Origin of the sequence: Pseudomonas sp. NPDC089401 (genome assembly GCF_044749485.1) — a bacterium.
GTDB lineage: Bacteria > Pseudomonadota > Gammaproteobacteria > Pseudomonadales > Pseudomonadaceae > Aquipseudomonas.
Window position 1 is genome coordinate 146,235 of sequence record NZ_JBIVIA010000007.1, and the last position, 23,210, is coordinate 169,444.

The window sequence follows — 23,210 nt, forward strand, 5'->3', positions numbered from 1 at the left end:
AACCGTTTCAGTGAAGCCCCTTTTTGCCACAGCTTTCACTCGGACTGCCAGAGGTACTGCCATGACCCTTCGCATCGCCATCAACGGATTCGGCCGCATCGGGCGCAATGTCCTGCGCGCACTGTATACCCAAGGCTACCGCCAGGACCTGCAGGTCGTCGCCATCAACGACCTGGGCGACAGCGCCATGAACGCCCACCTGCTCAAGTACGACAGCGTGCACGGCACCTTCGATGCCGAGGTGCACGCCGACCACGAAAGCCTGACGGTCAACGGTGACCGTATCGCCGTGAGTGCCATCCGCAACCCGGCCGAGCTGCCCTGGAAGGCCGAAGCGATCGACGTGGTCTTCGAATGCACCGGGTTGTTCACCGACCGCGCCAAGGCCGCCGCACACCTGGCTGCCGGGGCCGGCAAGGTGATCATCTCGGCCCCGGGCAAGGGCGTCGATGCCACCGTGGTCTATGGGGTCAACCATGACGTCCTGCGCGCCTCGCACCAGATCATCTCCAACGCCTCGTGCACCACCAACTGCCTGGCGCCGATCGCCCAGGTGCTGCACCGCGAGTTCGGCATCGAACAGGGGCTGATGACCACCATCCACGCCTACACCAACGACCAGGTGCTGACCGACGTCTACCACAGCGACCCGTACCGCGCCCGTTCGGCCACCCAGTCGATGATCCCGAGCAAGACCGGTGCCGCCGAGGCGGTGGGCCTGGTGCTGCCGGAGCTGGCCGGCAAGCTGACCGGCCTGGCGGTGCGGGTGCCGGTGATCAACGTGTCGCTGGTCGACCTTACCGTCAACCTTCAGCGCGAGGCCACGGCCGAGCAGGTCAACCAGTTGTTCCTCGAGGCCAGCCGGCATTCCAAGGTGCTCGGCTACAACGCGTTGCCGCTGGTGTCGTGCGACTTCAACCACAACCCGCTGTCGTCGATCTTCGACGCCAACCATACCCGCGCCAACGGGCGCATGCTCAAGGTGATGGCCTGGTACGACAACGAGTGGGGTTTCTCCAACCGCATGCTGGACAACTGCCTGGCGCTGGCCAACGCGCGCTAGCCAAGCAGAGGATGCGCGGGCCTTGCAAGCGTGCGCGGTCAATGTGGGAGTGGGTTCACCCGCTCCCACAGGGACCAGGTCTGCTTGCAAAAACGTCGACGACGAGCTTCCTGCAAGCAATCTTTACCTTTTCCTAACAATTCCAAGCTTGACCTGACAGACAGATGATAAGCATTATCATTCACCTTTCGTCGGCCAGGTCCTCCCGTGAGTCAGTCCCGGTTCAACTCCGTCTTTCTCGTCCAGCGCCTTTCCCTGCTGCGTACCCTGCAGCGCATGGTGGGCAACCCCAGCACGGCCGAAGACCTGTTGCAGGAAACCTACCTGCGGGTGTCCCGCGCCGTGGGCGAGCGCCCCATCGAACACCTCGAGCCCTTCGTTTTCCAGACTGCCCGCAACCTGGCCCTGGACCATTTGCGCACCCGCCGGGTGCAGGCGCGCATGCTGGTCGACGACGTGCCCGACGAGGTCCTGCACAACGTCGCCGCGCCCGCCGGCAGCAGCGAGGATGCCGCCCATGCCGAGCGGTTGCTCAAGCACCTGAGCGTCAGCCTCAGCCAACTGACCGAACGCCAGCAGCGCATCTTCATCCTCAGCCGCCTGCATGGCGCCAGCTACCTGGAAATTGCCGAACAACTGAAGGTCTCGGCCAGTACGGTGCAAAAGGAGCTGAAACTGATCATGGCCATCTGCATGGGCGTGGCCGATCGTCTCAAATGAGCCGACCGCTGGTTGCCTGATTGCGGCCAAGGCCTTGCCACGCCCCGCCTTAGCCAGGATCATGCGAAAAAATCATTTCAAGGACCCACCGTGACCGACCGCCCCGCCCCTCGCCCGTCAGCCGCCGGGCCCGACGCCCGCGCGCTGGACGAGGCGCTGGATTGGCTGGTGCGCCTGCAATGCGCCACTGAAGCGGACACCCTGGCCTTCGAACAGTGGCTCAGCGCGGCCCCGGAAAACGCCGAGGCCTACGTCGAGGCCGAGGCACTGTGGAACGGCACGCCACTGCGCCAGGCCGCCACGCAGATGCATCAGCGGCGGCGACGCTCGCTACCCGGGCGCCTGCGGGCGCACTGGAAACCGCTGGCTACCGCCGCCGTGCTGCTGGTCGGGCTGTTCACCTTCGGCAACCTGCCGGTGCGCCTGCAAGCCGACCACCTGACCGTGGTCGGCGAGCGCCAGCGCCTGCAACTGGATGACGGCGCCAAGGTGCTGCTCAACACCAACTCGGCCTTTGCCAGCGACCTGCAAGGTGGCCGCCAGGTGGCGCGCCTGCTGCAGGGCGAGGCGTACTTCCAGGTGCCCGGCGGCGCCCTGCAGCCGCTGGAGGTCGAGGCCGGGCCGCTGCGCGCCCAGGTGCGCGACACCGATTTCGCCGTGCGTTTCCTCGATGGCGAAGCCCAGGTGCGGGTGCAACGCGGCGACGTCGACCTGCAAGCCGCCAGTGACCAGCAGCGCATCCGCCTGAGCGCCGGCGACAGCATCAGCGTCGGCCCCCAGGGCTTCGGCCAGCGCCAGCGCCCGGACATGCACAAGGACCTGGCCTGGGTCGACGGCCGCCTGGTGTTCGAGAACTGCCCGCTGAGCCAGGTGCTGGCCGAAGTGCGGCGCTATTACCCCGGCTGGATCATCAATCGCAACAGCCAGCTCGGCGACATGGCGGTGACCGGCAACTACCGCCTCGACCAACCGCTGGAAACCTTGCGCGCCCTGGCCCACATCACTTCCGCGCAGCTCCATGAGTTCCCCGCCGTGGTGATCATCAACTGACCTGAAAGTATTTTTACGCGATCGCGCCAGCCCGCCCGTCTCGTTATAGCCAATGCAACTGATTCTTGTTTGAAAACGAGAACAGTCATCACCTATAACAGTTCGCGCGTCAGGGAGCGCTATCGATGTCCACTGGTCCATTTCGCCCGTCTACCCTTCCCCGCCGTACGGGACAATTGTCCCTGCTGACCCTCGCCCTGCTCGCCAGTGGCGCCTGCAGCCTGCCGGCGCTGGCCGCAGAGCCGGCGCAGGCCAGCAGCCCGCGCATGGGTGACTACCGCTTCAGCATCGCCCAGCAACCGCTGGTCGAGGCGATCAACGCCTTCAGCCAGGTCACCGGCTGGCAGGTCGGTTTCAGTGCCGAGCTCGCCGACGGCGTGGCCTCGCCCGGCGTGCAGGGCTCGCTGCCAGCGGAAGCCGCGCTCAAGCGCCTGCTCCAGGGCACCGGCCTGGGTTACCGCAAGATCGGCAACGGCAATGTGGTGCTCGAGCGCCAGTCGGCGGGCAACGCCATCGCCCTGCAGCAGATGACCGTCAGTGCCACCCGCAACGCCCAGGACGTCAGCCAGGTACCCAGCACCGTCAGCGTGCAGACCCGCGAGCAGCTGGACCGGCAGAACGTCAACAACATCCAGGAGCTGGTGCGCTACGAGCCCGGCGTATCGGTTGGCGGCACCGGTCAGCGCAGTGGCCTGAATGGCTACAACATCCGCGGCATCGACGGTGAGCGCGTGCTGACCCAGGTCGATGGCGTGTCGATCCCCGACAGCTTCTTCTACGGCCCCTACGCCCAGACCCAGCGCAACTACGTCGACCCCGAAATCGTCAAGCGCGTGGAAATCCTCCGCGGCCCGGCCTCGGTGCTGTACGGCAGCAACGCCATCGGCGGCGCAGTGAGCTACTTCACCCTCGACCCGGACGACATCATCAAGCCCGGCAAGGACGTCGGTGCACGCCTGAAGACCGGCTACAGCTCGGCCGACGAGAGCTGGTTGACCTCCGCCACCGTCGCCGGCCGCACCGGCGACTTCGACGGCCTGCTGCACCTGAGCCAGCGCAACGGCCACGAGACCGAATCCTACGGTGGCCACGGCGGCAGCGGCCTGGCCCGCACCGAAGCCAACCCGGAAGACGTGCGCACCACCAACGTGCTGGCCAAGCTCGGCTGGAACTACGCCGACGACGCGCGCCTGGGCTTCACCTACGAGCGCTACAAGGACGACCGCGACCAGAACATCCTCAGCGCCGTCGGCGGCCCGTTCACCAACGGCACTGGCCTTGGCATGTACCGCAGCCGCAGCGGCAACGACACCGTGACCCGCGAACGCTTTGGCATCAACCATGAGTTCGGCCTCGACTCGCTGGTCGCCGACCACGTCAAGTGGAGCCTGAACTACCAGATCGCCAAGACCGACCAGAGCACCGAGGAAATCTACTTCCCGTTCAGCCGCACCGTGCTGCGCACCCGCGACACCACCTACAAGGACCGCCAGTGGGTGCTCGACGCGCAGCTGGACAAGGCCTTCAGCATCGGCGCCACCGACCACCTGCTGACCTACGGCACCACCCTCAAGCACGAGAAGGTCACCGGCTCGCGCAGCGGCACCGGCACCTGCCTGGCGGTCAGCGGCACCTGCCGTGCCATCGGCCAGGTCAGCACGTCCGACGCCCAGGCCCTGGTCAGCGACTTCCCGGACCCGACCGTCAACACCTACAGCCTGTTCGTGCAGGACGAAATCCGCTGGAACAACTGGACCTTCCTGCCCGGCGCACGCTACGACTACACGCGCATGGAGCCGAAGTTCACCGACGCATTCCTGCGCGGCATCCAGGGCTCGGGCACCGCGCCTGCCAGCCTCGACGACTCGGACAAGAAGTGGCACCGGGTGTCGCCCAAGTTCGGCCTGACCTACGCCTTCAACGACAACTACACCTGGTACGGCCAGTACGCCGAAGGCTTCCGCACGCCGACCGCCAAGTCGATGTACGGCCGCTTCGACAACCCGACCCTGGGCTACAGCGTGCAGGGCAACCCGGGCCTGGAGCCGGAGAAGAGCAAGAGCTACGAGACCGGCCTGCGCGGCAACTTCGACGCCGGCAACTTCGACGTGGCGGTGTTCTACAACAAGTACCGCGACTTCATCGACGAAGACGCCGTGCAGTCGGCCAACCTGGAAACCACCTTCCAGGCCAACAACATCAAGCGCGCCACCATCAAGGGTGCCGAGATCAAGGGCCGCCTGAACCTCGACCACTTCGGTGCCCCGCAGGGCCTGTACACCCAGGCATCGATCGCCTACGCCAACGGCCGCAACGATGACAACGGCCAGCCGCTGAACAGCGTCAACCCGCTGACCGGCGTGTTCGGCCTGGGCTACGAGCAGCCTGACTACGGCGGCCTGCTGAGCTGGACCCTGGTCAAGCGCAAGACCCGCGTCGACGACACCACCTTCTTCGCGCCGGACGGCCAGAGCTCGCAGTTCCGCACCCCGGGTTACGGCGTGCTGGACCTGAGCGGCTTCTACAAGGTGACCGACGACGTCACCGTCAACGCCGGGCTGTACAACCTGACCGACAAGAAGTACTGGCAGTGGGATTCGGTGCGCGGCTACGACGGCCAGGGTGAAGCCGGCGTGACCCAGCCGGCCAACCTCGACCGCCTGACCATGCCGGGGCGCAACTTCGCCATCAATGTGGTGTGGGATATCTGACCCAAACAGGCAGGTCTGGCCCTTCGCGGGTAAACCCGCTCCCACAGCTGTCCCTGTGGGAGCGGGCTTGCCCGCGAAAGGGCCGGAACTGACAACACAAATATTCAGTTTTTTTACGGTCCACCCCGCGCTGTTTCGTCTTGTCACTAGACGCCCTCATTTTCCAAGGACACCCCCATGACCGACCGCCCCGCCCTGCGCTCGCAACGCCTGAACCAGGTCACCCACGCACCGCACAGCGAACTCGACGCCCTGGTCAAATCCCACGCGCCGTTCGACAGCCGCGAAAGCTTCGCCCGCTTCGTCGTCGCCCAGTACCTGTTCCAGGCCGAACTCAAGGCCCTGTACAACGACCCGCAACTGATCGCCATCGTCCCGGACCTGGCCGAGCGCTGCCGCGCCGAGCAGGCCCGCCTGGACCTGGCCGACCTGAACACCGAAATCCCCGCTGCCGTGCCCGGCGCCTTGCAGAATCCGACCCTGGCTGAAGCCATGGGCTGGATCTTCGTCTCCGAAGGCTCCAAACTGGGCGCCGCGTTTCTGATCAAGCGTGCCGTGGCCCTGGAATTGTCCGACAGTTTCGGCGCTCGTCACCTCGGCGAACCTGCCGGTGGCCGCGCCGAAGGCTGGAAGCAGTTCACCCGCATCCTCGATGGCCTGGCGCTGTCGCCCGAGGAAGACGCCGCCGCCGAGCGCGCTGCGGTGGCCGCGTTCGAGCGCTTCACCGAACTGCTCAAGCACGCCTACGCCGCCGACGCCGCGCTGGCCTGAGACGCATCAACCGGCCGCCCCACCGGCGGCCGGACGTTTTTTTGCAGTGAGACCATGACCCGACCCGCCCGCTCGAAACTGTCCCGCCTGCTCTATGGCATCCTGGCTTACGTCAGCTTGGGGATAGGCCTGGTCGCCATCGTCATCCCCGGCCTGCCGACCACCGAATTCATCCTCCTCGCGGCCTGGGCCGCGACGCGCAGTTCGCCGCGCCTGTCCGCCTGGCTGGAGAACCACCGGCTGTTCGGGCCGATCCTGCACAACTGGCGCAACGGCAAGGTGATCCAGCGCCGCGCCAAGGTCAGCGCGACCCTCAGCATGCTGCTGTGCGCCGGCCTGATGCTGACCTTTCTCGAGCACCACTGGCCGGTGTTCCTGGCCATCGCCGGCATGACCCTGGGCAACCTGTGGATCTGGTCGCGCCCGGAGCGGTTGTGCCCCGCCGCGTCACAGGCTCAGCAGCCCTGAATACAGCAGGTAGGCGGCCAGCACAGCGCCGGCCAGCACCGCCGCGAAGATCAGTTTTTCCCAGGTGGTGAACAAGGTCTGTCCCTGCTCGTGCTTGGCCCGGGCGAACAGGATCACCCCCGGGGCATATAACAGGGCTGACAACAGCAGGTACTTGAGCCCGCCGGCGTACAGCAGCCATACCGCGTACAGCAGCGCCAGCGCCGCCACCGCGAGGTCCTTGCGCCGCAGCGCCTGCTGCCCGGCGTAGCACTCGCCGCGCCACGCCAGCAGCACGGCATAGGCCGCCGACCACAGGTAGGGCACCAGGATCATCGACGATGCCAGGTAGATCAGGCTGGTGTAGGTGCCCGCCGAGAACAGGGTGATCAGCAGGAAGCCCTGGATCATGCAGTTGGTCAGCCACAGGGCATTGGCCGGCACCTGGTTGGCGTTCTCCTTGGCCAGGAAGCGCGGCATGGTCTTGTCGCGGGCCGTGGCAAAGAGGATCTCGGCGCACAGCAGCGCCCACGACAGCAAGGCGCCGAGCAGCGACACCGCCAGGCCGATACTGATCAGCAGGGCGCCCCAGGGCCCGACGATATGCTCCAGCACCGACGCCAGCGACGGGTTCTGCAGCCCAGCCAGCTCAGGCTGGGTCATTACCCCCAGCGACAGCACGTTGACCAGCACCAGCAGCGCCAGCACGCCAAGAAAGCCGATCACCGTGGCCTTGCCCACATCGGAGCGGCGCTGGGCACGCCCGGAGTACACGCTGGCGCCCTCGATGCCGATGAACACGAACACCGTCACCAGCATCATGTTGCGCACCTGCTCCAGCACGTTGCCGAACTGCGGGTTGCCCAGGCCCCAGATGTCACGGGTGAAGATGTCGGCGCGAAAGGCGAAGGCGGCGATGACGATGAAGATCAGCAGTGGCACCACCTTGGCCACGGTGGTCACCTGGTTGATCAACGCCGCTTCCTTGATGCCGCGCAGCACCAGGAAATGCACCGACCACAGCAGCAGCGAGGCGCAGCCGATGGCGACCGGCGTGTTGCCCTGGCCGAAGACGGGGAAGTAGAAGCCCAGGGTGCTGAACAGCAGCACGAAATAGCCGACGTTGCCCAGCCAGGCGCTGATCCAGTAGCCCCAGGCCGAAGAGAAGCCCATGTACTCGCCAAACCCGGCCTTGGCGTAGGCATAGACACCGGAATCCAGCTCGGGCTTGCGGTTGGCCAGGGTCTGGAACACGAAGGCCAGCGCCAGCATGCCCACCGCCGTGATGCACCAGCCGATCAGCACCGCGCCCACATCGGCGCGTGCCGCCATGTTCTGCGGCAGCGAGAAGATCCCGCCGCCGATCATCGAACCGACCACCAGTGCGATCAATGCGCCAAGGCGCAACTTCTGTCCCGGTTCGCTCATGGGCCCCTTGTCTCCCTTCGATATTCCATCAATACAGCGGCAGCATCAGGACTTATGCATTTATATAAAATGTCAGGCAATTAAACCTATAGCACTCATAACGTCTTTGTCTATAGCAGCACCCCTAGCAAAATTGCCAGTTGCAAGGTGACAAGAAAAGTTTCTAATAAAACCGTAAATGCTTATCGGAAATTTGCCAAAGCGGGAAAAGCAGCTAGTTTCAATGTTCGCAGGCCAAACAGAGCGTTTGTTCCAGATGTACATGGAGGTGCCAGCGCACAAGGCCTGCAGCTTGGCTGTCGGCACTCTCCAGGAGTCGCGTGTAGGAAACTTCCTACATCACGTGCCGATGAACTGATCCATGTCAGTTCATGGCAAGAACATCGGCATTATGCTGATGTCAACTTTCTCCTGGCAGGAGTTGTTAAATGTCTGATTCTTCCGGAAAACTTAAACTCGGCGCGCTAGTTGCGCTCGTTGTCGGCTCGATGATTGGTGGCGGGATTTTTTCTTTGCCACAAAACATGGCCGCCAGCGCCGGTGTTGGCGCGGTCCTGATCGGCTGGGCCATCACCGCGGTCGGCATGCTCATGCTGGCCTTCGTGTTCCAGACCCTGGCCAACCGCAAGCCTGACCTGGATGGCGGTGTCTATGCCTACGCCAAGGCCGGCTTCGGCGACTACATGGGCTTCTCTTCGGCCTGGGGCTACTGGATCAGTGCCTGGCTGGGCAACGTCGGCTACTTCGTGCTGCTGTTCAGCACCCTGGGCTACTTCTTCCCGATCTTCGGCGAGGGCAACACCCCGGCCGCCATCATCGCTGCCTCGATCCTGCTCTGGGCGGTGCATTTCCTGGTGCTGCGCGGCATCAAGGAAGCCGCGTTCATCAACCTGGTCACCACCGTGGCCAAGGTCGTGCCGCTGGTGCTGTTCGCCCTGATCTGCCTGTTCGCCTTCCGGCTCGACGTGTTCACCGCCGACATCTGGGCCGTGGGCACACCGGAGCTGGGCAGCGTGATGAACCAGGTGCGCAACATGATGCTGGTCACCGTCTGGGTGTTCATCGGCATCGAGGGGGCGAGCATCTTCTCGTCCCGTGCGGAAAAACGCGCCGACGTGGGCAAGGCCACGGTCATCGGCTTCGTCACCGTGCTGCTGTTCCTGGTGCTGGTCAACGTGCTGTCGCTGGGCATCATGACCCAACCGGAACTGGCCAGGCTGCAGAACCCGTCGATGGCGGCCGTGCTCGAACACGTGGTCGGCCACTGGGGCGCGGTGCTGATCAGCGTCGGCCTGATCATCTCGCTGCTCGGGGCGCTGCTGTCGTGGGTGCTGCTGTGCGCCGAGATCATGTTCGCCGCAGCCAAGGACCACACCATGCCGGCGTTTTTGCGCCGCGAGAACGCCAACCAGGTGCCGGCCAACGCCCTGTGGCTGACCAACGCCATGGTGCAGATCTTCCTGGTGATCACGCTGTTCTCCGCCAGCACCTACCTGTCGCTGATCTACCTCGCCACCTCGATGATCCTGGTGCCTTACCTGTGGTCGGCGGCCTATGCCTTCCTGCTGGCACTGCGCAGCGAAACCTACGAACAGGCCCTGGCCGAACGCAAGAAAGACCTGGTCATCGGCGCCATCGCCCTGCTGTACGCCATCTGGCTGCTGTATGCCGGCGGCGTGAAATACCTGCTGCTCTCGGCCCTGCTGTATGCCCCTGGCGCGATCCTGTTCGCCAAGGCCAAGCATGAGCTGGGTCAACCGATCTTCACCAACGTGGAAAAACTGATCTTCGCTGCCGTGGTCGTCGGCGCCCTGGTGGCAGCCTTTGGCCTGTACGACGGCTTCCTGACCCTGTGACCCACGTATTTGCCTTAATGGAGGATTGAACGATGTCCACTGAAAAACACAAGTACGGCGTGCACTCCGAAGCTGGCAAGCTGCGCAAGGTAATGGTTTGCGCCCCGGGCCTGGCGCACAAGCGTCTGACCCCGAGCAACTGCGACGAGTTGCTGTTCGATGACGTGATCTGGGTCGACCAGGCCAAGCGCGATCACTTCGACTTTGTCACCAAGATGCGCGAGCGCGGCGTGGACGTGCTGGAGATGCACAACCTGCTGACCGACATCGTGCAGAACAAAGAGGCCCTGGCCTGGATCCTCGACCGCAAGATCACCGATGACACCGTCGGCGTGGGCCTGAAGAACGAGGTGCGCAGCTGGCTCGAAGGCCTCGAGCCGCGCCACCTGGCCGAATTCCTGATCGGCGGCGTGGCGGGCCAGGACCTGCCACAGAGCGAAGGCACCGACGTGGTCAAGATGTACAACGACTACCTGGGCCACTCCAGCTTCATCCTGCCGCCACTGCCCAACACCCAGTTCACCCGCGACACCACCTGCTGGATCTACGGTGGCGTGACGCTGAACCCGATGTACTGGCCGGCGCGTCGCCAGGAAACGTTGCTGACCACCGCCATCTACAAGTTCCACCCGCAGTTCACCAACGCCGACTTCCAGGTCTGGTACGGCGACCCGGACAAGGAGCATGGCCAGTCCACCCTCGAAGGCGGTGACGTGATGCCGATCGGCAACGGCATCGTGCTGATCGGCATGGGCGAGCGCACCTCGCGCCAGGCCATCGGCCAACTGGCACGCAACCTGTTCGCCAAGAACGCGGTCAAGGAAGTCATCGTCGCCGGGCTGCCGAAGTCGCGCGCCGCCATGCACCTGGACACCGTGTTCAGCTTCTGCGACCGCGACCTGGTCACGGTCTTCCCGGAAGTGGTGAAAGAGATCGTGCCGTTCATCATCCGCCCGGACGAAAGCAAGCCCTACGGCATGGACGTGCGCCGCATCGACAAGTCGTTCATCGAAGTGGTCGGCGAGCAGCTCGGCGTCAAGCTGCGCGTGGTCGAGACCGGCGGCAACAGCTTCGCCGCCGAGCGCGAGCAGTGGGACGACGGCAACAACGTGGTGGCCATCGAACCCGGTGTGGTCATCGGCTACGACCGCAACACCTACACCAATACCCTGCTGCGCAAGGCCGGCATCGAGGTCATCACCATCAGCGCCGGCGAACTGGGCCGGGGCCGGGGCGGCGGCCACTGCATGACCTGCCCGATCGTACGCGACCCTGTCGACTACTGACGCCCATCGCACACCCGGCCGCACCCACGAAGTGACGGCCGGGACGTTCACCACACTCAAGGAGAAAAGTCATGGCGTTCAACATCCACAACCGCAACCTGCTCAGCCTCGAACACCACACCACCCGCGAGCTGAAGTACCTGCTGGACCTGTCCCGCGACCTCAAGCGCGCCAAGTACACCGGCACCGAGCAGCAGCACCTGAAGGGCAACAACATCGCCCTGATCTTCGAGAAGACCTCGACCCGCACCCGCTGCGCCTTCGAGGTGGCCGCCTACGACCAGGGCGCCAACGTCACCTACATCGACCCCAACTCCTCGCAGATCGGCCACAAGGAGAGCATGAAGGACACCGCCCGCGTGCTCGGGCGCATGTACGATGCCATCGAGTACCGCGGCTTCAAGCAGGAAATCGTCGAGGAACTGGCCAAGTTCGCCGGCGTGCCGGTGTTCAACGGCCTGACCGACGAATACCACCCGACCCAGATGATCGCCGACGTGCTGACCATGCGCGAGCACAGCGACAAGCCCTTGCACGACATCAGCTATGCCTACCTGGGCGACGCCCGCAACAACATGGGCAACTCGCTGTTGCTGATTGGCGCCAAGCTCGGCATGGACGTGCGCATCGCCGCGCCGAAAGACCTGTGGCCCCATGACGACCTGGTCGCCCGCTGCAAGCAATACGCAGAAGAAAGCGGCGCCCGCATCACCCTGACCGAAGATGCCAAGGCCGCGGTCAAGGGCGTCGACTTCATCCACACCGACGTCTGGGTGTCGATGGGCGAGCCGATCGAAGCCTGGGGCGAGCGCATCAAGCTGCTCAAGCCGTACCAGGTGAACAAGGACCTGATGAAGGCCAGCGGCAACCCGCGGACCAAGTTCATGCACTGCCTGCCGGCGTTCCACAATTCCGAGACCAAGGTCGGCAAGCAGATCGCCGAACAGTACCCGGACCTGGCCAACGGCATCGAAGTGACCGACGACGTGTTCGAGTCGCCGGCCTGCATCGCCTTCGAGCAGGCGGAAAACCGCATGCATACCATCAAGGCGATCCTGGTTTCGACGCTGGCTGACCTGTAAGGCTGACTCGCCAGGCCAGGCAACTCCGCCTCCTGTGGGAGCGGGTTCACCCGCGAATGCGTCGGTAGCACCAGCATCTTTACCTGGGCTGACGCCTTCGCGGGTGAACCCGCTCCCACAGGGGCGGTGTCCAGCCCCCGAGCAGCGCTCATCTCTTTTGCTTAAAGGACATTCCCCATGCGTATCGTTGTTGCATTGGGCGGCAACGCCCTGCTGCGCCGCGGCGAGCCCATGACCGCTGACAACCAGCGTGCCAATATCCGCACCGCCACCGAACAGATCGCCAAGATCCACCCCGGCAACCAGCTGGTCATCGCCCACGGCAATGGGCCGCAGGTCGGCCTGCTGTCGCTCCAGGGCAATGCCTACAAGCCCGACGAGGCCTACCCGCTGGATGTGCTCGGTGCCGAGACCGAAGGCATGATCGGCTACATGATCGAGCAGGAACTGGGCAACCTGCTCGACTTCGAGGTGCCGTTCGCCACCCTGCTGACCCAGGTCGAGGTCGACCCCAACGACCCGGCCTTCAAGGACCCGACCAAGTTCATCGGCCCGGTCTACACCAAGGACGAGGCCGAGCGCCTGGCCAAGGAAAAGGGCTGGGTGGTCAAACCCGACGGTGACAAGTACCGCCGGGTGGTCGCCAGCCCCAGACCCAAGCGCATCTTCGAGATCCGCCCGATCAAGTGGCTGCTGGAAAAAAGCAGCATCGTGATCTGCGCCGGCGGCGGCGGCATCCCGACCCTGTATGACGAGAACCGCAAGCTCAAGGGCGTCGAGGCAGTGATCGACAAGGACCTGTGCTCCGCGCTGCTGGCCGAACAACTGGAAGCCGACCTGCTGGTCATCGCCACCGACGTCGATGGCGCCTACATCGACTGGGGCAAGCCGACGCAGAAGGCCATTGCCCAGGCCCACCCCGACGAACTCGAACGCCTTGGCTTCGCCGCCGGCTCCATGGGGCCGAAAGTGCAGGCCGCCTGCGATTTCGCCCGCCACACCGGCAAGGTGGCGGTGATCAGCTCGCTGGAGAACATCGAAGACATCGTCAAAGGCTCCGCCGGCACCCGCGTGTCCACCGCCAAGCCCGGCATAAGCTACCGTTGAATGCAGTCGGCGGGCCTCTGTGGCCCGCTCTGTTCACCTTCCGGAGGATTCCGTCATGGCCAAGTACGAGCCGGGGCATGTCCATATCGAGCGCGCCGCGCTGAACAACAACGACCACAGTTACGACCTCTACATCGAGTACGAGGCGCAGACAGATCCCGAAGAAGGCCGAGGCATCCAGTTCCGCATGCACGGCAGCATCGAAGGCAAGCCTGTCGACGAAAGATTCTTCCTGCCCAAGGATCAGGTGTTGCCGAGCTTTCTGATGAAGCTGAGCCGCACGGCCCAGTCTTACTTGCCGGCTCCGAAGAAGTTCGAAAATCTTGGCTCGCCGCACAAGCTCTACGATTACATGTTCGAGGATATCCGCCAGAAGCTGGATGTGAAGTCCGGCGACCCGATCAAGCCCGAACACCTGGAGTGATCGCCCCGGGGCTGCCTTGCAGCCCTTTCGCGACACAAGGCCGCTCCTACACATACCTGTAGGAGCGGCCTTGTGTCGCGAAAGGGCCGCAAAGCGGCCCCGGCGATGTTGAGGCATACTACTGCCCTCCCCGGCCACGACCACCGCCTCTCCATGCGCATCCACGTCAGCTTCATCGACCGCGTCGGCATCACCCAGGAAGTCCTCGCCCTGCTCGGTGCCCGCAACCTCAACCTGGATGCGGTGGAGATGGTCCCGCCCAACGTCTACATCGACGCCCCGACCCTCAGCCCGGCCGTGCTCGAAGAGCTCCACGACGCCCTGTTCGAGGTGCACGGCGTGCAGTCGGTGGACGTGGTCGACATCCTCCCCGGCCAACGCCGCCACCTGCAGCTCGACGCCTTGCTGGCGGCCATGAGCGACCCGGTGCTGGCGGTGGACAGCGCCGGCAAGGTGCTGCTCGCCAACCCCGCGCTGATCGCCCTGTGCGGCCGCGAATCGGCCGGGCGTTCGGTGGGTGAACTGTTCAACGACCCCGGCCTGCTGCAGGCCTTGCTGGACAACAACTTCCACCTGCCGATGCGCGAAATGCAGCTCAACGGCCAGAGCCTGCTGCTGGACGCCAGCCCGATCACCAACGCCGGCGGCCTGTTGACCCTGTACCCGCCCAACCGCATGGGCGAGCGCCTGTCGGCACTGCACCACGACCACGCCGAAGGCTTCGACGCACTGCTCGGCGAATCCCCGGCGATTCGTACCCTCAAGGCCCGTGCCCTGCGCGTGGCAGCCCTCGACGCACCGCTGCTGGTGCACGGTGAAACGGGCACCGGCAAGGAGCTGGTGGCCCGTGCCTGCCACGCCATCAGCAGCCGCCAGGCCGCGCCGTTCCTGGCCCTGAACTGCGCCGCACTGCCCGAGAGCCTGGCCGAGAGCGAGCTGTTCGGTTATGCCCCCGGCGCCTTCACCGGCGCGCAGCGGGGCGGCAAGCCCGGGCTGATGGAGCTGGCCAACCAGGGCACGGTGTTTCTCGACGAGATCGGCGAGATGTCGCCGTACCTGCAAGCCAAGCTCCTGCGCTTTCTCAGCGACGGCAGCTTCCGCCGGGTCGGCGGCGACCGCGAGGTGAAAGTGGACGTGCGCATCATCAGTGCCACCCACCGCGACCTGGAGCGCATGGTGGCCGAAGGCACCTTCCGCGAAGACCTGTTCTACCGGCTGAACGTCCTCAACCTGCAGGTGCCGCCGCTGCGCGACCGTGGCCAGGACATCCTGATGCTCGCGCACTTCTTCATGCAGCAGGCCTGCACGCAGATCCAGCGCCCGCCTTGCCGGCTGACCCCGGCCACCCATTCGGCGCTGCTGGCCAACCCCTGGCCGGGCAACGTGCGGCAACTGCAAAACGTGATCTTTCGCGCGGCAGCCATCTGCGAGAGCAACCTGGTCGACATCGGTGACCTGGACATCGCCGGCACCTCCGTGGCCCGTGGCCAGGATGGCGAGGTGGCGAGCCTGGAGCAGGCAGTCGGCGACTTCGAGCGCGAGCTGCTGCAACGCCTGTACGCCAGCTATCCCTCGACCCGGCAGCTGGCGGGGCGCCTGCAAACCTCGCACACGGCGATTGCGCAGCGCCTGCGCAAATATGGGATTTCTGGAAAGGTATGACCTTTTCCTTGCCAACAATCAGATTTTACCTACACGTTCGATCATTTTTCTGTCAGCCGGCCGGGTAAAATGGCGCGCTTCTCCGTAGCTGAAAAGAACGCCTCCCATGCTGCAACTCGACTTCTACGGCACCCTGGTCGCCGCCTCCCTGGTCCTGCTCCTGGGCCACGGCCTGGTAAAGCGCGTCACCGTGCTGCGCACCTACAACATCCCTGAACCGGTCGCCGGTGGCCTGGTGGTGGCGCTGATCCTGCTGGGCTTGCGCAGTTTCGAGCTGAAGGTGCAATTCGACACGTCCCTGCAGGCGCCGTTGATGCTGGCCTTTTTCGCCACCATCGGCCTGAATGCCGACCTCGCCAGCCTGAAGAAAGGCGGCCGCGTCGTCGGGGTTTTCCTGCTCACGGTGACCGGCTTCCTGCTGGCGCAGAACGCCTTGGGCATAGGCCTGGCGGCAGCCCTGGGGCTCGACCCGCTGATGGGCCTGCTGACCGGTTCGATCACCTTGTCCGGCGGCCATGGCACCGGCGCGGCGTGGGGCACCACGTTCAGCGAAAAATACGGCCTGGCCTCTGCCTCCGAACTGGCCCTGGCATCCGCCACCTTTGGCCTGGTACTGGGTGGCCTGATCGGTGGCCCGGTAGCCCGACTGCTGATCAAGCGCGTGCAGACACCCGGCTTCGAACAGGCGGTGCCCCATTTGCCCAGGGGCTTCGAAGAGCCCCGCAAAGAACGCCTGATCACCCCACTTTCGTTCATCGAGAGCCTGGCACTGATCTCGGTCAGCCTGCTTGGCGGCACCCTGCTCAGTGGCCTGTTGCACGGCACCGCTTTCGAGCTGCCGACGTTCGTCTGCGTGCTGTTTGTCGGGGTATTGCTACGCAACGGGCTATCGGCGCTGGGCCTGTACCAGGTGCTCGAGCGGGAAGTCTCGGTACTCGGCAACGTCAGCCTGGCGCTGTTCCTGGCCATCGCGCTGATGTCGCTGAAACTGTGGGACCTGGCGGCACTGGCCTTGCCGTTCCTGATCATTCTGGCGGCGCAGACGTTGCTGATGGCACTATTTGCGATCTTCGTCACGTTCCGGGTCATGGGACGCAACTACGATGCCGCGGTACTGGCAGCAGGGCATTGCGGCTTCGGCCTGGGGGCCACGCCAACCGCCATCGCCAACATGCAGGCGGTCACCCACCGTTTCGGGCCATCGCAATTGGCGTTTCTGGTGGTGCCAATGGTGGGAGCGTTCTTTATCGACATCATCAATGTGATCGTGATCAAGCTGTATCTGGCGTTGCCGTTCTTCGTCGCAACCTGAGCCTTCCCTGACCATGCCGTATCGATTTCAATACAACGTACTGAATTCGATACAGCTCGACTTTGGCGCCGCTGCGCAAGGGTTTGATCCTGAAACGCTTTTCTAGCCAGCCTGTGCTGTATCGATTTCATTCCACAAGCGTGACAAAAGTCCCTCGATAAATATTTAAGTTATTGATTTATAAGCGATTTTATTAGATGGCCGCTTTTTTGCTTAGGGTTCCTCAACCCAAGAGCGCGGAGGCACCGCGCCCAACGCCCTGCTTCCCGAGGAATTCCCATGAGCGAGTTGCGTTTCACTGAAGATCACGAATGGCTGCGCGTCGAAACCGACGGCAGCGTCACCGTGGGCATCACCGCCTACGCCCAGAACGCCCTTGGCGATGTGGTCTATGTGCAACTGCCGGAACTGCAGCCCTACGAGAAAGGCGCCGAAGCTTCCACCGTCGAATCGGTGAAGGCCGCCAGTGGCGTGTACATGCCCCTGAGCGGCGACGTGGTCGCCGTCAACGACGCCCTCAATGACAGCCCCGAGCTGGTCAACGAAGACCCGCTGGGCGAAGGCTGGTTCTTCCGCTTCAAACCGGTGGACATGGCCGAAGTCGAAGCCCTGCTCGACCAGGACGCCTACGACCGCCTGATCAAAGCCAACGACGACGCTTGAGGAACCCGACCATGACCAACAACCTCGGCACCGCCAACGAATTCATCGCCCGTCACATCGGCCCACGCGCCGCCGACGAGCAAGCCATGCTCGCCACCCTCGGCTTCGACTCGCTGGAGGCCATGAGCGCCGCCGTCATCCCCGACACCATCAAGGGCACCAGCGTGCTCGGCTCGGAAGACGGCCAGAGCGAGGCCGATGCCCTCGCCGCGCTGAAAGCCATCGCCGGCAAGAACCAGCTGTTCAAGAGCTACATCGGCCAGGGCTACTACAACACCCACACCCCGGCGCCGATCCTGCGCAACCTCCTGGAAAACCCGGCCTGGTACACCGCCTACACCCCTTACCAACCGGAGATCTCCCAGGGCCGCCTGGAAGCGCTGCTGAACTTCCAGACGCTGATCAGCGACCTCACCGGCCTGCCGATCGCCAACGCATCCTTGCTCGACGAAGCCACCGCCGCCGCCGAGGCCATGACCTTCTGCAAGCGCCTGTCGAAGAACAAGGCCAGCCACGCCTTCTTCGCTTCCGTGCACTGCCACCCGCAGACCCTCGACGTGCTGCGTACCCGTGCCGAGCCGCTGGGCATCGAGATCGTGGTCGGCGACGAACGCGAACTGGGCGATGTCAGCGCCTTCTTCGGCGCACTGCTGCAATACCCGGCCAGCAACGGCGAAGTGTTCGACTACCGCGAGCTGGTGCAGCGCTTCCACGCCGCCAATGCCCTGGTGGCGGTCGCCGCCGACCTGCTGGCCCTGACCCTGCTGACCGCGCCGGGCGAATTCGACGCCGACGTGGCCATCGGCAGCGCCCAGCGCTTCGGCGTGCCGCTGGGCTTCGGCGGCCCGCACGCGGCCTACTTCGCCACCCGCGACGCGTTCAAGCGCGACATGCCCGGCCGCCTGGTCGGCGTGTCGATCGACCGCTTCGGCAAGACCGCCCTGCGCCTGGCCATGCAGACCCGCGAGCAGCACATCCGCCGCGAGAAGGCCACCAGCAACATCTGCACCGCCCAGGTGCTGCTGGCCAACATCGCCAGCATGTTCGCCGTGTACCACGGCCCGGCTGGCCTCAAGCGCATCGCCGAACGCACCCACCGGCTGACCGCGATCCTCGCCGCCGGCCTGAAAATCCTGGGCCTCGAGGTGGTTGGCGAAACCGCCTTCGACACCCTGACCCTGGCCACCGGCAGCGCCACCGCCGCGCTGCACGACAAGGCCCGCGCCCAAGCCATCAACCTGCGCCAGATCGACGCCGGCCACCTGGGCCTGTCGCTCGACGAGACCAGCACCCAGGCCGACGTCGAGGCGCTCTGGCAACTGTTCGGCGCCGAGCAGGCCCAGCCTGACTTCGCCGCCCTGGCCGCGAGCACCGGCTCGCGCCTGCCAACCGCCCTGCTGCGCCAGTCGGCGATCCTCGAGCACCCGGTGTTCAACCGCTACCACAGCGAAACCGAGCTGATGCGCTACCTGCGCCGCCTGGCCGACAAGGACCTGGCGCTGGACCGCAGCATGATCCCGCTGGGCTCGTGCACCATGAAGCTCAACGCCGCCAGCGAGATGATCCCGGTGACCTGGGCCGAATTCGGCAACCTGCACCCATTCGCCCCGGCCGCCCAGAGCCAGGGCTACCTGCAGATGACCACCGAGCTGGAGGCCATGCTCTGCGCCGCCACCGGCTACGACGCCGTGTCGCTGCAGCCCAACGCCGGCTCCCAGGGCGAGTACGCGGGCCTGCTGGCGATCCGCGCCTATCACCGCAGCCGCGGCGAAAGCCACCGCGACATCTGCCTGATCCCGTCCTCGGCCCACGGCACCAACCCTGCCACCGCGCACATGGCCGGCATGCGCGTGGTAGTCACCGCCTGTGACGCCCGCGGCAACGTCGATGTCGAGGACCTGCGGGCCAAGGCCATCGAGCACCGCGAGCGCCTGGCGGCGATCATGATCACCTACCCGTCGACCCACGGCGTGTTCGAGGAAGCCATCGGCGAGATCTGCGCGATCATCCACGACAACGGCGGCCAGGTGTACATCGACGGCGCCAACATGAACGCCATGGTCGGCCTGTGCGCCCCGGGCAAGTTCGGTGGCGACGTGTCGCACCTGAACCTGCACAAGACCTTCTGCATCCCCCACGGCGGTGGCGGCCCGGGCGTCGGCCCGATCGGCGTCAAGGCGCATCTGGCACCGTTCCTGCCGGGCCACGCGCAGCTCGAGCACACCGCCGGCGCGGTGTGCGCCGCGCCGTTCGGCAGCGCCAGCATCCTGCCGATCACCTGGATGTACATCCGCATGATGGGTGGCGCCGGCCTCAAGCGTGCCTCGCAGATGGCGATCCTCAACGCCAACTACATCGCCCGTCGCCTGGAAGAGCACTATCCTGTGCTGTACACCGGTGGCAATGGCCTGGTCGCCCACGAGTGCATCCTCGACCTGCGCCCGCTCAAGGACACCAGCGGCATCAGCGTCGACGACGTGGCCAAGCGCCTGATCGACTTCGGCTTCCACGCCCCGACCATGTCCTTCCCGGTGGCTGGCACGCTGATGATCGAACCGACCGAAAGCGAGTCCAAGGAAGAGCTGGATCGCTTCTGTGACGCGATGATCCAGATCCGCGAAGAAATTCGCGCGGTCGAGAGCGGCAGCCTGGACAAGGACGACAACCCGCTGAAGAACGCCCCGCACACCGCGGCCGAGCTGGTTGGCGAATGGGCCCATGGCTATAGCCGCGAGCAGGCGGTGTACCCGCTGCCGAGCCTGGTGGAAGGCAAGTACTGGCCACCGGTCGGTCGGGTCGACAACGTGTTCGGCGACCGCAACCTGGTCTGTGCCTGCCCGTCGATCGAGAGCTATCAGGACGCCTGATCGCTCCCAGGCTTGCCACATACCCTGTGGGAGCGGGTTCACCCGCGAATACGATGGTGGCTCCATCGCCGCATTCGCGGGTGAACCCGCTCCCACAGGGGTCACCGTCCGCCTCACGAACCTGGCAGGAGGTCACCATGTCACTGAGCGTCTTCGACCTGTTCAAGATCGGCATCGGCCCCTCCAGCTCCCATACGGTCGGCCCGATGCGCGCCGCCGCGCGTTTCGCCGAGGGGCTGCGCCGCGATGGCCTGCTGGCCAACACGGTATGCGTCAAGGCCGAGCTGTACGGCTCGCTCGGCGCCACCGGCAAGGGCCATGGCAGCGACAAGGCGGTCTTGCTCGGCCTCGAAGGCGAGCACCCCGACACCGTCGACACCGAGTCCATCCCCGCCCGCCTGCACGCCATCCGCGACAGCGGCCAGCTCAGCCTGCTCGGCGAGCACACCATCGCCTTCGTCGAAAAGCAGCACCTGGCGATGATCCGCAAACCGCTGGCCTATCACCCCAACGGCATGATCTTCCGTGCCTTCGACGCCGCCGGCCTGCAAATCCGCAGCCGCGAGTACTACTCGGTCGGCGGCGGCTTCGTGGTCGACGAGGACGCCGCAGGGCAAGACCGCATCGTCGAGGACAGCACCGCACTGGCCTACCCGTTCACGACCGCCAAGGCACTGCTCGGCCATTGCAGCGCGCAGCACCTGTCGATCAGCCAGGTGATGCTGGCCAACGAGGCGGCCTGGCGCACGGAGGCCGAGACCCGCGCCGGCCTGCTGCGCATCTGGCAGGTGATGCAGGATTGCGTCGAAGCCGGCTGTCGTCACGAAGGCATCCTGCCCGGCGGGCTCAAGGTCAAACGCCGGGCGCCGGCCCTGTACCGCCAGCTCAGCCGCCACCCGGAGGCCAGCCTGCGCGATGCCTTGTCGGTGCTCGACTGGGTCAACCTGTACGCCCTGGCCGTCAACGAGGAAAACGCCTACGGCGGGCGCGTGGTCACCGCCCCCACCAATGGCGCGGCAGGCATCGTCCCGGCGGTGCTGCACTACTACATGCGCTTCGTTCCCGGCGCCAGCGAAGACGGCGTGGTGCGCTTTCTGCTCACCGCCGCCGCCATCGGCATCCTCTACAAGGAAAACGCCTCGATTTCCGGCGCCGAAGTCGGCTGCCAGGGCGAGGTCGGGGTGGCCTGTTCGATGGCTGCCGGAGCCTTGTGCGAAGTGATGGGCGGCACCGCGCAGCAAGTGGAGAACGCCGCCGAGATCGGCATGGAACACAACCTCGGGCTGACCTGCGACCCGATCGGCGGGCTGGTCCAGGTGCCCTGCATCGAACGCAACGCCATGGGCTCGGTGAAGGCCATCAACGCGGTGCGCATGGCCCTGCGCGGCGACGGGCAGCACTACGTGTCGCTCGACAAGGTGATCCGCACCATGCGCCAGACCGGCGCCGACATGAAAAGCAAATACAAGGAGACCGCCCGCGGCGGTCTGGCCGTCAACATCATCGAATGTTGACCCGACAAACAACCAAGGAGTCATCGATGTCCGAAACACTGCAAAAGACCCCGCTGCACGCCCTGCACCTGGAACTGGGCGCGCGCATGGTGCCGTTCGCCGGCTTCGACATGCCGGTGCAGTACCCCCTGGGGGTGCTCAAGGAGCACCTGCACACCCGCGAGCAGGCCGGGCTGTTCGACGTCTCGCACATGGGCCAGATCATCCTGCGCGGCGCCGATGCGGCGTCAGCCCTGGAAAGCCTGGTGCCGGTGGACATCATCGACCTGCCGGTGGGCATGCAGCGCTATGCCATGTTCACCAACGAACAGGGCGGTATCCTCGACGACCTGATGGTCGCCAACCTGGGTGACGACACGCTGTTCCTGGTGGTCAACGCCGCCTGCAAGGACCAGGACCTGGCCCATCTGCAACAGCACATCGGTGGCCGTTGCGAGGTGCAGCCGCTGTTCGAGCAACGCGCCCTGCTGGCCCTGCAAGGCCCCGCCGCGGCCAAGGTGCTCGAGCGCCTGGCGCCGGAAGTGGCCGGCATGACCTTCATGCGGTTCCGCCCGATCAATCTGCTGGGCGAGGATTGCTTCGTCAGCCGTTCGGGCTACACCGGCGAAGACGGCTACGAGATCTCGCTGCCGGTCGCCGCCGCCGAAGCCCTGGCTCGCCGCTTGCTGGCCGAGCCTGAGGTACAGCCGATCGGCCTGGGCGCACGTGACTCGCTGCGCCTGGAAGCCGGCCTGTGCCTGTATGGCCACGACATGGACAGCGCCACCACGCCGGTCGAAGCCAGCCTGCTGTGGGCCATTTCCAAGGTGCGTCGCGCCGATGGCAGCCGTGCCGGCGGCTTTCCGGGTGCGGCAATGGTATTCGCGCAGCAACAGCAGGGCGTGGCGCGCAAACGGGTCGGCCTGCTGCCACAGGAACGTACACCGGTGCGCGAAGGCGCGGAGATTGTCGATGCGGCCGATAAAACAGTCGGCAAAGTGTGCAGTGGCGGCTTCGGCCCGACACTCGGCGCACCGCTTGCAATGGGTTATGTCGATATCGAACAGAGCGCACTCGACACCCCACTGTTTGCCGTGGTGCGGGGCAAGAAGGTTGGCTTGAAAGTCAGCAAAATGCCTTTCGTTGCACAGCGTTACTATCGGGGTTGAAGGTTCTGTCTGAGGTTTGCCGGCAGGTTCGACATATTCGATTTCGAACCTGCCCAATAACTTTTGAACATGTCGCCAGGCCAGGCGCCACGCCCGCTC

The 23,210-nt window shown here is 65.0% G+C and carries 18 protein-coding genes; 17 read left to right on the top strand and 1 reads right to left on the bottom strand.

Features of this window, described 5'->3' with window-relative positions; genetic code table 11:
- The first annotated feature begins 61 nt into the window (after positions 1-61).
- The 6 genes from gap (at position 62) to ACIP21_RS17330 (ending at position 6,783) form a co-directional block, all read left to right on the top strand.
- A complete protein-coding gene (gene gap / locus ACIP21_RS17305) occupies positions 62-1,063 on the top strand; it encodes a type I glyceraldehyde-3-phosphate dehydrogenase (protein ID WP_400689818.1) in 1,002 nt (333 codons plus the stop codon).
- A 207-nt stretch (positions 1,064-1,270) separates the two neighbouring features.
- Complete coding sequence (locus ACIP21_RS17310) at positions 1,271-1,783, top strand: RNA polymerase sigma factor (protein WP_400689821.1); 513 nt, start codon at positions 1,271-1,273, stop codon at positions 1,781-1,783.
- Positions 1,784-1,873: 90 nt separating this feature from the next.
- Positions 1,874-2,833: a FecR family protein gene (locus tag ACIP21_RS17315; protein ID WP_400689824.1), complete on the top strand. Its 960-nt coding sequence runs from the start codon at positions 1,874-1,876 to the stop codon at positions 2,831-2,833.
- A 125-nt stretch (positions 2,834-2,958) separates the two neighbouring features.
- On the top strand, positions 2,959-5,544 hold the full coding sequence (locus ACIP21_RS17320; protein WP_400689827.1) for a TonB-dependent receptor: 2,586 nt from the start codon (positions 2,959-2,961) through the stop codon (positions 5,542-5,544).
- Positions 5,545-5,721: 177 nt separating this feature from the next.
- Positions 5,722-6,315 (top strand): biliverdin-producing heme oxygenase, encoded by a 594-nt coding sequence (locus ACIP21_RS17325; protein WP_400689830.1) that lies wholly within the window; start codon positions 5,722-5,724, stop codon positions 6,313-6,315.
- Between the two features lie 54 nt (positions 6,316-6,369).
- Positions 6,370-6,783 carry a YbaN family protein gene (locus ACIP21_RS17330; protein ID WP_400689833.1) on the top strand — a complete coding sequence of 138 codons (414 nt, stop codon included), beginning with the start codon at positions 6,370-6,372 and terminating at the stop codon, positions 6,781-6,783.
- Here the strand turns inward: ACIP21_RS17330 and arcD (ACIP21_RS17335) are convergent.
- Positions 6,763-8,190 (bottom strand): arginine-ornithine antiporter, encoded by a 1,428-nt coding sequence (gene arcD, locus ACIP21_RS17335; RefSeq protein WP_400689836.1) that lies wholly within the window; start codon positions 8,188-8,190, stop codon positions 6,763-6,765. The genes ACIP21_RS17330 and arcD (ACIP21_RS17335) overlap by 21 nt on opposite strands.
- Before the next feature lie 428 nt (positions 8,191-8,618).
- Between arcD (ACIP21_RS17335) and arcD (ACIP21_RS17340) the strand changes: the two genes are divergently transcribed.
- The 11 genes from arcD (ACIP21_RS17340) (at position 8,619) to gcvT (ending at position 23,111) form a co-directional block, all read left to right on the top strand.
- A complete protein-coding gene (gene arcD / locus ACIP21_RS17340; protein ID WP_400689838.1) occupies positions 8,619-10,046 on the top strand; it encodes an arginine-ornithine antiporter in 1,428 nt (475 codons plus the stop codon).
- Positions 10,047-10,078: 32 nt separating this feature from the next.
- Positions 10,079-11,332, top strand: coding sequence for an arginine deiminase (gene arcA / locus ACIP21_RS17345; RefSeq protein WP_400689840.1), 1,254 nt, complete (start codon positions 10,079-10,081; stop codon positions 11,330-11,332).
- Between the two features lie 71 nt (positions 11,333-11,403).
- Positions 11,404-12,414, top strand: coding sequence for an ornithine carbamoyltransferase (locus ACIP21_RS17350; RefSeq protein ID WP_400689842.1), 1,011 nt, complete (start codon positions 11,404-11,406; stop codon positions 12,412-12,414).
- Positions 12,415-12,591: 177 nt separating this feature from the next.
- Complete coding sequence (gene arcC / locus ACIP21_RS17355) at positions 12,592-13,521, top strand: carbamate kinase (RefSeq protein ID WP_400689845.1); 930 nt, start codon at positions 12,592-12,594, stop codon at positions 13,519-13,521.
- Between the two features lie 55 nt (positions 13,522-13,576).
- Positions 13,577-13,945 carry a DUF5064 family protein gene (locus ACIP21_RS17360; protein WP_400689848.1) on the top strand — a complete coding sequence of 123 codons (369 nt, stop codon included), beginning with the start codon at positions 13,577-13,579 and terminating at the stop codon, positions 13,943-13,945.
- Positions 13,946-14,098: 153 nt separating this feature from the next.
- Positions 14,099-15,607: a sigma-54-dependent transcriptional regulator gene (locus ACIP21_RS17365; protein ID WP_400690231.1), complete on the top strand. Its 1,509-nt coding sequence runs from the start codon at positions 14,099-14,101 to the stop codon at positions 15,605-15,607.
- A 106-nt stretch (positions 15,608-15,713) separates the two neighbouring features.
- Positions 15,714-16,919, top strand: coding sequence for a sodium/glutamate symporter (gene gltS / locus ACIP21_RS17370; protein ID WP_400689850.1), 1,206 nt, complete (start codon positions 15,714-15,716; stop codon positions 16,917-16,919).
- A gap of 279 nt (positions 16,920-17,198) precedes the next feature.
- Positions 17,199-17,582 carry a glycine cleavage system protein GcvH gene (gene gcvH, locus ACIP21_RS17375; protein ID WP_400689853.1) on the top strand — a complete coding sequence of 128 codons (384 nt, stop codon included), beginning with the start codon at positions 17,199-17,201 and terminating at the stop codon, positions 17,580-17,582.
- A gap of 11 nt (positions 17,583-17,593) precedes the next feature.
- A complete protein-coding gene (gene gcvP, locus ACIP21_RS17380; protein WP_400689856.1) occupies positions 17,594-20,449 on the top strand; it encodes an aminomethyl-transferring glycine dehydrogenase in 2,856 nt (951 codons plus the stop codon).
- 137 nt (positions 20,450-20,586) lie between these two features.
- On the top strand, positions 20,587-21,963 hold the full coding sequence (locus ACIP21_RS17385) for an L-serine ammonia-lyase (protein ID WP_400689859.1): 1,377 nt from the start codon (positions 20,587-20,589) through the stop codon (positions 21,961-21,963).
- A gap of 26 nt (positions 21,964-21,989) precedes the next feature.
- Positions 21,990-23,111: a glycine cleavage system aminomethyltransferase GcvT gene (gene gcvT / locus ACIP21_RS17390; RefSeq protein WP_400689862.1), complete on the top strand. Its 1,122-nt coding sequence runs from the start codon at positions 21,990-21,992 to the stop codon at positions 23,109-23,111.
- Positions 23,112-23,210: the final 99 nt, after the last annotated feature.

Bases quoted from the DNA above. Each gene is read 5' to 3' on its own strand.
- ACIP21_RS17320 (WP_400689827.1), top strand. From the start codon at position 2,959: ATGTCCACTGGTCCATTTCGCCCGTCTACCCTTCCCCGCCGTACGGGA.
- ACIP21_RS17325 (WP_400689830.1), top strand. From the start codon at position 5,722: ATGACCGACCGCCCCGCCCTGCGCTCGCAACGCCTGAACCAGGTCACC.
- ACIP21_RS17350 (WP_400689842.1), top strand. From the start codon at position 11,404: ATGGCGTTCAACATCCACAACCGCAACCTGCTCAGCCTCGAACACCAC.
- gcvT (WP_400689862.1), top strand. From the start codon at position 21,990: ATGTCCGAAACACTGCAAAAGACCCCGCTGCACGCCCTGCACCTGGAA.
- ACIP21_RS17360 (WP_400689848.1), top strand. From the start codon at position 13,577: ATGGCCAAGTACGAGCCGGGGCATGTCCATATCGAGCGCGCCGCGCTG.
- gltS (WP_400689850.1), top strand. From the start codon at position 15,714: ATGCTGCAACTCGACTTCTACGGCACCCTGGTCGCCGCCTCCCTGGTC.
- arcA (WP_400689840.1), top strand. From the start codon at position 10,079: ATGTCCACTGAAAAACACAAGTACGGCGTGCACTCCGAAGCTGGCAAG.
- arcD (WP_400689836.1), bottom strand. From the start codon at position 8,190: ATGAGCGAACCGGGACAGAAGTTGCGCCTTGGCGCATTGATCGCACTG.
- ACIP21_RS17365 (WP_400690231.1), top strand. From the start codon at position 14,099: ATGCGCATCCACGTCAGCTTCATCGACCGCGTCGGCATCACCCAGGAA.
- ACIP21_RS17385 (WP_400689859.1), top strand. From the start codon at position 20,587: ATGTCACTGAGCGTCTTCGACCTGTTCAAGATCGGCATCGGCCCCTCC.
- arcC (WP_400689845.1), top strand. From the start codon at position 12,592: ATGCGTATCGTTGTTGCATTGGGCGGCAACGCCCTGCTGCGCCGCGGC.
- gcvH (WP_400689853.1), top strand. From the start codon at position 17,199: ATGAGCGAGTTGCGTTTCACTGAAGATCACGAATGGCTGCGCGTCGAA.
- ACIP21_RS17330 (WP_400689833.1), top strand. From the start codon at position 6,370: ATGACCCGACCCGCCCGCTCGAAACTGTCCCGCCTGCTCTATGGCATC.
- gcvP (WP_400689856.1), top strand. From the start codon at position 17,594: ATGACCAACAACCTCGGCACCGCCAACGAATTCATCGCCCGTCACATC.
- gap (WP_400689818.1), top strand. From the start codon at position 62: ATGACCCTTCGCATCGCCATCAACGGATTCGGCCGCATCGGGCGCAAT.
- arcD (WP_400689838.1), top strand. From the start codon at position 8,619: ATGTCTGATTCTTCCGGAAAACTTAAACTCGGCGCGCTAGTTGCGCTC.